This window comes from Methylobacterium sp. B1, assembly GCF_000333255.1.
Classification (GTDB): domain Bacteria; phylum Pseudomonadota; class Alphaproteobacteria; order Rhizobiales; family Beijerinckiaceae; genus Methylobacterium; species Methylobacterium fujisawaense.
Genome location: NZ_BACT01000890.1, coordinates 1 through 7,141 on the forward strand (window position 1 = coordinate 1; position 7,141 = coordinate 7,141).

The 7,141-nt window shown below is 69.6% G+C and carries 7 protein-coding genes; 3 read left to right on the forward strand and 4 right to left on the reverse strand.

Annotated features, from left to right (window positions below):
* The first annotated feature begins 20 nt into the window (after positions 1 to 20).
* From I53_RS25340 to msrP, 3 genes are all read left to right on the forward strand, one after another.
* Positions 21 to 593 carry a hypothetical protein gene (locus I53_RS25340; RefSeq protein ID WP_083936153.1) on the forward strand — a complete coding sequence of 191 codons (573 nt, stop codon included), beginning with the start codon at positions 21 to 23 and terminating at the stop codon, positions 591 to 593.
* A gap of 99 nt (positions 594 to 692) precedes the next feature.
* Complete coding sequence (locus tag I53_RS25345) at positions 693 to 2,447, forward strand: AMP-binding protein (protein ID WP_179698216.1); 1,755 nt, start codon at positions 693 to 695, stop codon at positions 2,445 to 2,447.
* Positions 2,448 to 2,608: 161 nt separating this feature from the next.
* Positions 2,609 to 3,562, forward strand: a complete 954-nt coding sequence (gene msrP / locus I53_RS25350) for a protein-methionine-sulfoxide reductase catalytic subunit MsrP (RefSeq protein ID WP_043356000.1) — start codon at positions 2,609 to 2,611, stop codon at positions 3,560 to 3,562.
* Positions 3,563 to 3,686: 124 nt separating this feature from the next.
* Here msrP and I53_RS25355 read toward each other — a convergent pair whose 3' ends face one another.
* From I53_RS25355 to I53_RS25375, 4 genes are all read right to left on the reverse strand, one after another.
* Entirely contained in the window at positions 3,687 to 3,947 is a 261-nt protein-coding gene (locus tag I53_RS25355; protein WP_043356002.1) for a YARHG domain-containing protein, read from the reverse strand.
* Positions 3,948 to 3,989: 42 nt separating this feature from the next.
* Entirely contained in the window at positions 3,990 to 4,880 is an 891-nt protein-coding gene (locus I53_RS25360) for a LysR family transcriptional regulator (protein WP_043356004.1), read from the reverse strand.
* A 429-nt stretch (positions 4,881 to 5,309) separates the two neighbouring features.
* On the reverse strand, positions 5,310 to 6,125 hold the full coding sequence (locus I53_RS25365; RefSeq protein ID WP_043356006.1) for an oxidoreductase: 816 nt from the start codon (positions 6,123 to 6,125) through the stop codon (positions 5,310 to 5,312).
* Positions 6,126 to 6,671: 546 nt separating this feature from the next.
* A partial coding sequence (locus I53_RS25375; RefSeq protein WP_043356009.1) for an FAD-dependent oxidoreductase occupies positions 6,672 to 7,141 on the reverse strand: 470 nt, incomplete at its 5' end.

A 7,141-nucleotide genomic window follows, 5' to 3' on the forward strand; every position in this document is an offset into this window, starting at 1 on the left:
GGCCTGAGCCGCGTGGTTTCGTGCCGGAGGCCCTCGAGCCCTGGATCTTCGGCTACTTCATCGGCCGCTACCCGCTCTTCGCCTTCGCGCTGGTCTACGGGCTGGGGCATCTCGCGCGCGCGGCGGCGGAGCCGGGTCCGGCCTCCGTCCCGCGCCGGGTCCTGTTCGGCCTCGCGGGGGCGGCCGCCCTTCTCGCCGCCGGGCTCTATCCCACCTTCGGCGGCCTCATCCTGCGCGGTGCCTTCGCCACCGGCGGCATGGCGTTCCTCACCCATCAGCCCCTGTGGCTGGCTTTCGGACTCGGCGCCGCTGTGGGTGCCCTGCTGTTCGGCGGCGTCCTCGGGCTGTTCGCGGTCGCGGCCAACCGCCCCCTGCGGCCGCGCCTGCGCCGGATCGGCTTCGGAGCGCTCGCCTTCCTGGCCCTGTGGTTCGGCGCGATCCTGATCGGCCTCGCTGGCGACCTGGGCGTCGGCCCCTGGCCGCGCCGGGCGATGCGACCGGAGGAGGCCGCGCTCGCCGCGGGCCTGCTGATCGCCGCTGCTCTGCCCCACACCGCTCTGGCGACATTGCGCCGGCATCGTCGGGGCGTCTGAGCCCCCTGCCTTGCGGGCCGGCCTCCGTTCCCGCAGAGTCTGCGCGACAGGCGTAGCGAGACCCGGCCACCGAGAGTCGGGCCCGCGGGAGGCATCGCGATGCACGAGGCGAACGTGATCGAGCACGGCGCTCAAGCCGCTACGGCCGGCGCGTTGCCGGCCACGCCAAGCGGCGGGTCCTCCGACCGACCCTGGCTGGCCTCCTACCCGTCCCGGGTTCCGGCGGAGATCGACGTTGCGGCCCTCGGGACCCTGGTCGGCCTGTTCGAATCCAGCATGGCCGCCTTCGCCGACCGGCCGGCGATGCTGTGCTTCGGCTCGACCATGACCTACGCGACCCTCGGCCAGCAGGCGCGCGACCTCGCGGCCTGGCTGCGCGGACAGGGCCTGGCAAAGGGCGACCGCGTTGCGATCATGCTGCCGAACGTCCCGGCCTATGCGGTCGCGATCTTCGGCGTTCTCCTGGCGGGCGGGACGGTGGTCAACACCAACCCTCTCTACACACCCCGGGAATGTGCGCAGCAGATCAACGATTCCGGTGCGCGGATCCTGATCGTCCTGGAGAATTTCGGCGCCACGGTCGCGGCAGCCCTGCCGGACGTCGCCCTGGAGCGGGTCGTCCTCGTGGGCCCGGGCGACGGGCTCGGGCTCAAGGGCCACGTGATCACGCTCGCCAGCCGGCATGTGCGCAAGGCCGTGCCGCCGTTCCGCCTTCCGGAGGGCCTCGCGATCCCCTTCGCCACCGTCCTGCGCCGGGGCCGGTCGATGCCGCGGGCGACGGTCCGGGTCGAACCGGAGGACCTCGCCTTCCTGCAATATACCGGCGGCACCACGGGCATCGCCAAGGCGGCGATGCTGAGCCACCGCAACATCATGGCGAATGTCGAGCAGTCGCAGCTCTGGTTCAACTCGAAGGATCCGAGCGTCCCGCGCTGCGTGGTCACGGCCCTGCCGCTCTACCACATCTTCGCGCTCACGGCGTGCTTCTTCCAGTTCATGCGCAGCGGCGGATCCTGCCTCCTGATCCCCAATCCGCGCGATTGCGACGGCATGGTCAAGACGCTGAGCCGCACCCGCTTCACCCACCTGATGGGCGTGAACACCCTGTTCAACGTGCTGATCAACCACCCGAAGATCGGCACGGTGGATTTCGCCAACCTCGACTTCGTGGTCGGCGGCGGGACCGCCGTGCAGCGGGCGGTCGCCGAGCGCTGGAAGGCGCTGACCGGCAACACGATCATCGAGGGCTACGGCCTGTCCGAGACCTCCCCGGTCGTGTGCGTCAATCCGCACGGCATGCGGGATTTCTCCGGCACGATCGGCTACCCGCTGCCCTCCACCGAGGTCTCGATCCGCGACGTCGCCGGCGAACCGGTCCCGATCGGGCAGCCCGGCGAGATCTGCGTGCGCGGCCCGCAGGTGATGCGCGGCTACTGGAACCGACCGGAGGAGACGGCCCGGGCGATGACGGCGGACGGGTTCTTCCGGACGGGCGACGTGGCGATCCTGCAGGCGGACGGCCAGATCCGGATCGTCGACCGGATGAAGGACATGATCCTGGTCTCCGGCTTCAACGTCTATCCCAACGAGGTCGAGGACGTCCTGGCGGCCCACCCCGCCGTGCTCGAATGCGCGGTGGTCGGCGCACCGAGCGAGGAAACCGGCGAGATGGTGGTGGCCCACGTGGTCCTGAAGGATCCGTCGGTCTCCCCCGAGGCCCTCCGGGCGTATGCGCGCACCCAGCTCACCGGCTACAAGGTGCCCCGCCGCGTGGTGTTCCACGAGACGCTGCCCAAGACCAATGTCGGCAAGGTGCTGCGGCGGATGCTGCGCGACGAGACCCCGCCGGCCTGAGCCTCGGCCGATCGTCGGGCACCCGCCTGCGTCCAGGTGCCGCTCACCTGCGGCGTAACGCCGGGATGCGGGTCGCCGAAAGGTGAGGCTGCGGCGCTTGCGCCCCTGTCGGCTGCGGCCGATCTGTGGGTTGTGCGCGCAGGACATCCGAGGAGACGGCCATGTTGATCAAGCGCAAGCGCGGTTGGGAGATTCCGGAGCATCTGGCGACGCCGGAGGCCGTCTTCATCAACCGGCGGGCCCTGATCGGCGGTGCGGCCGGGCTCGCGGCCGGCTCGCTCCTCGGCCCCCGTCAGGCCCTGGCGGCCGCAGGCGACCCGTCGCTCTATCCGGCGCCACAGAACCCGGCCTACACCCTCGACCGGCCCCTGACGCCCGAGCGCTTCAGCGCCGACTACAACAATTTCTACGAGTTCGGCACGTCGAAGACGGTGCTACCGGCAGCAAATGCCCTCAAGACGCAACCCTGGACCCTGAAGATCGACGGCCTCGTGGAGAAGCCGTTCGAGATCGGCGTCGACGACCTGATCCGGAAGGTGGGTCTGGAGGAGCGGCTCTACCGCCACCGCTGCGTCGAGGCGTGGTCCATGGCGGTGCCCTGGACAGGCTTCCCGCTGGCGAAGCTCGTGGCGCTCGCCAAGCCCGCCTCGGGCGCGAAGTACATCCGCTTCGAGACCTTCATGGACAAGGCGATGGCCCCGGGCCAGCGGGCCTTCTTCTACCCCTGGCCCTACACGGAGGGCCTGACATTGGCCGAGGCCGGCAACGACCTCGCCTTCATGGTGACGGGGGTCTACGGCAAGCCGCTGCCCAACCAGTTCGGGGCGCCGATCCGCGTCGCGGTGCCGTGGAAATACGGGTTCAAGTCGGCCAAGTCGCTGGTGAAGATCTCCTTCACCGCCGACCGGCCGAAGACCTTCTGGGAGGGGCTGCAGGCCTCCGAGTACGGCTTCTGGGCCAACGTGAACCCGGCCGTGCCGCATCCGCGCTGGAGCCAGGCCACGGAGCGGGTACTCGGGACCGACCAGCGGGTGCCGACGCTGATCTACAACGGCTACGGCGAGCAGGTCGCCGGCCTCTACAAGGGCCTCGAAGGCGAACGCCTGTTCGTGTGAGGGGCTGCTCGGCGACACCCCCTCAGGCAAACCCGCCCGAGCCTCGCCCCACCGGGCGGGGCTTCAGATCCGTGTCGTCACGCGCCTGTACGCGGTATCGGCGTCCACTGCGGCGGCGCGCACGCTAGCGCGGGCAGCCATGGGCGCGCTCGAAGGCCTGCAGCTCCGCCACGGTCGCCTGTTCCTGGCGCGAGAGCGGTATGCGGTCCATGGCGTCGTACCGGCAATCGGTATTGCCAAAGGTCCGGATCGCCCGCGGCGTGCTGAAACAATAGCCGGCCTGCTTGTAGATCAGGTTGCGCTGGTACCAAGCTTCCGCGCAGTCATCCGCCATCGCGTTGGTCGAACCCGCGACGAGGATCAGAGCGTAGAGGGCAGCGCGCATCGAATCGTCTCCGTGAGAAGACGCGACTCAAGCATCGGATGCTCAGTAGGTCCAGCGCTGCGCCTTGGAGACCAGGAAGTCGCGGAACGCCTGGACCCGGGCGACCGAGCGCATCTCCTCGGCATAGACGAGGTAGCTCTCGAGGCTCGGCATCTCGGTCTCGCGCAGCACCTGCACGAGCTGCTGACCGCCATCCACCGCGTAGTCGGGCAGAATCCCGATCCCGGCTCCCGCCTCCATCGCGCGCTGGAGGGCGCCGATGTTGTTCACGGTCAGGTGGACCTGACGCCGGTCCCGGCCATCGCGGCCGGCATCCGCCAGCCAGTGGGCCGCGAGCAGGTACGACGGCTCGTTTCCGCCGAACGAGACGAGGCGGTGATCGTCGAGTTCTTCGATGGTCTTGGGCTCGCCGAAGCGCTTGACGTAATCCGGGCTCGCGAAGGCATGGTAGTGCACGGTGAACAGCCGGCGCTGGATCAGATCCGGCTGGGCCGGCCGCCGCATGCGGATCGCCACATCGGCTTCGCGCATGGCGAGATCGAGTTCCTCGTTGGTGAGGATCAGCTCGATGCGCACATCCGGGTAGAGGTCGAGAAACTCGCCCACCCGCTGCGACAGCCAGGAGGTGCCGAGGCCCACCGTGGTGGTGACCTTGAGATCACCGGTCGGGCGCTCGGAGGTCTCCACGAGCCGGGCGCGGGTATTCTCCAGGCGCAGCTTCATGTCCCGGGCGGCGCGGAACAGGAGATCGCCCTGTTCGGTCAGCAGCAGGCCGCGGGCATGGCGGTGGAACAGAGGCGCCTTCAGCTCGCGCTCCAGGGCGCTGATCTGGCGGCTCACCGCCGATTGGCTGAGCCCGATATCGTCACCCGCCTTGGTGAAGCTCCCCGCCTCCGCGACGTTGAGGAAGATCCGGATCTTATCCCAGTCCAAGGCAAGAACCCCTACCAGCGCGCGCCCGCGGGTCGCGCCCGGGTCAGGATGGGCACGAAGCGGCGGGCAGATCACCGGGCGAACTGCGCGGCGCCGTGGGCGGATGACCGCTCGCGGCACCGCGCGGGCATGCAATCGGTGCATCCCGGCGCAGTCAGCACTCCTATGCACACAGCGCATGATGCGACGCAAGCGGCGAAGGCGGGAAGTTGTTGAAATGGTGGGCGCTGCGGGCGAAGCGCCGCGGCCGGTGCCGCCGGCATTCCGCTGCGCCGGCCTGGACCGGGCTCTCGCAGATCGTGCGGCTGGCGAGGAATGTCTCGGCCTCCGGCGCCGCCCGTCAGCCCATGCCGGCGGCGAAGAACGCCGTCTCGCCCGCTCTGTCCGGCGGCACCGCGCGCTGCCGTCCGAGCGGAGGTGCTCCCCCTGTCATTGCGGGAGCCGCATCTGCTTGCGGAAGCTTTTATCGAAGGCGCTTGCGGGCACGAAACGGCGCAGCAGGCTGACCCGCCGGGCCATCTTGCCGGCGGTGTACCGGCTCTTCGGTACCGCCGCGGTCGCCGCCGTCACGACCCTCTCGGCCACGATCCCCGGCGCGTCGGCAACCACCATGACGTCGCGCATCAGCCGCTCCTGGCCGGCGCGCGCGGCGTCGTAGACGGCGAGCGGCGCATCCGGCGTGACGAGGTTCCGGTCGAAGGCCGTGCGGGTATAGGCGGGCTCGACGAGGACGACCCGGATGCCCTGGGTCCTGACCTCGTGGTCGAGGGATTCGGAATAGCCTTCGAGCGCATGCTTGCTCGCGGCGTAGAGCGCCATATACGGGGCCGGGACGAGCCCGAAGGCCGAGCTGATGTTGACGATGCGACCGCCACCGCTTGCCCGCATCAGGGGCAGGACGGCCCGGGTCATGCGGATGGCGCCGAACAGGTTGACGTCGAACAGGGCCTGCGCCTGCGCGGTGGTGGATTCCTCCGCGCCGCCGCTGATGCCGAAGCCGGCGTTGTTGACCAGCACATCGATCCGCCCCGTCCGGGCGAAGATCGCCTCGACAGCGCCCGCGACCGACGCATCCGAGGTGACGTCGCAGGGCAGCATCGTGATGCCGCCTTCCACGACACGGTCGACCGTTCGGCTCGTGCCGAACACCCGGTAGCCCGCGGCCTTCAAAGCTCTCGCGGTCTCGAGGCCGATGCCCGAAGCGGCCCCTGTCACGACCGCGATCCTGGTTTCGCTCTGCTGCACGATGGTCTCCTTCCGACGCGGCCTGCGTCGCAACCGCTCCCCATATAGATTATGGTCATAATTTATAATGACAAGGGGAAAGCGTGTCCCGTGGCGGTGGAGGCGCGCACCTCTCCGCTCTTGGACGGTTCCGCCGGCGTATCGCGTTCGGGCGCTTCGAGCCGTTCTTCCGACACCGCCAGAACATCCGCTGACCCACAACCCGACGGCCGAGGCGGACGGACCGCCTTCAGAGAGGTTCAGTCCTCGGGGATCTGTCGGTGTCGCGGAGGCGAGGTACGCCGTTCCGGGAATGCACCGCGCCGTGAAGGTCGGCTTGCGCGGAGCCGGCATGCGTTGTCAGGCCGCCGCGGGCACGAAGGGACGGGCGGGGAACCTGGGGCCTGAGCCAGAGGATGGCCCGGCGGGCCATTCAGGCAACCGCGCCGCCAGGGCCGCGCCTCTGACCGAACTCCATCCGCGCGCCAAGGTCGTGACCTCCAGCGCGTCGAAGCCCGGCGCCGCCACGTCAGTGCGGCGCTGGATGCAGGGCGCGCGTCCGCTCGCCTAGTCGTAGGCGCCGATCATCTCCGGCTCCTGCAACTCCTCGGTCCTGACCTTCGGATCCGGGGAGTGCTCGGCGAGGAATTTCTCCGCCTCGAGCGCCGCCATGCAGCCCATGCCGGCGGCGACCACCGCCTGCCGGTAGACGAACTCGGCGCAATCGCCGGCGGCGTAGACGCCCTCGACGCTGGTCCGCGTCGTGCCCGGCACGATCTTGATGTAGCCGCCCTCCAGCAGTTCGAGTTGGCCAGCGAAGAGCTTCGTCGCCGGGTCGTGACCGATGGCGACGAANAGGCCGTCTGCAGGCACGTCCCGCGTGGCGCCGCTGCCGGTGTCGCGCAACCGCACGCCGGTGACGGCCTTCACCGGCTCCCTTCGGGCGAGGACCTCCTCGACCACATGGTTCCAGATGACCGCGATCTTCGGATGGGCGAACAGCCGATCCTGCAGGATCGGCTCCGCCCTGAAGCGGT

Excerpts from the sequence above, each read along its gene's own strand:
- msrP (WP_043356000.1), top strand. The coding sequence starts at position 2,609 with ATGTTGATCAAGCGCAAGCGCGGTTGGGAGATTCCGGAGCATCTGGCG.
- I53_RS25345 (WP_179698216.1), top strand. The coding sequence starts at position 693 with ATGCACGAGGCGAACGTGATCGAGCACGGCGCTCAAGCCGCTACGGCC.
- I53_RS25355 (WP_043356002.1), bottom strand. The coding sequence starts at position 3,947 with ATGCGCGCTGCCCTCTACGCTCTGATCCTCGTCGCGGGTTCGACCAAC.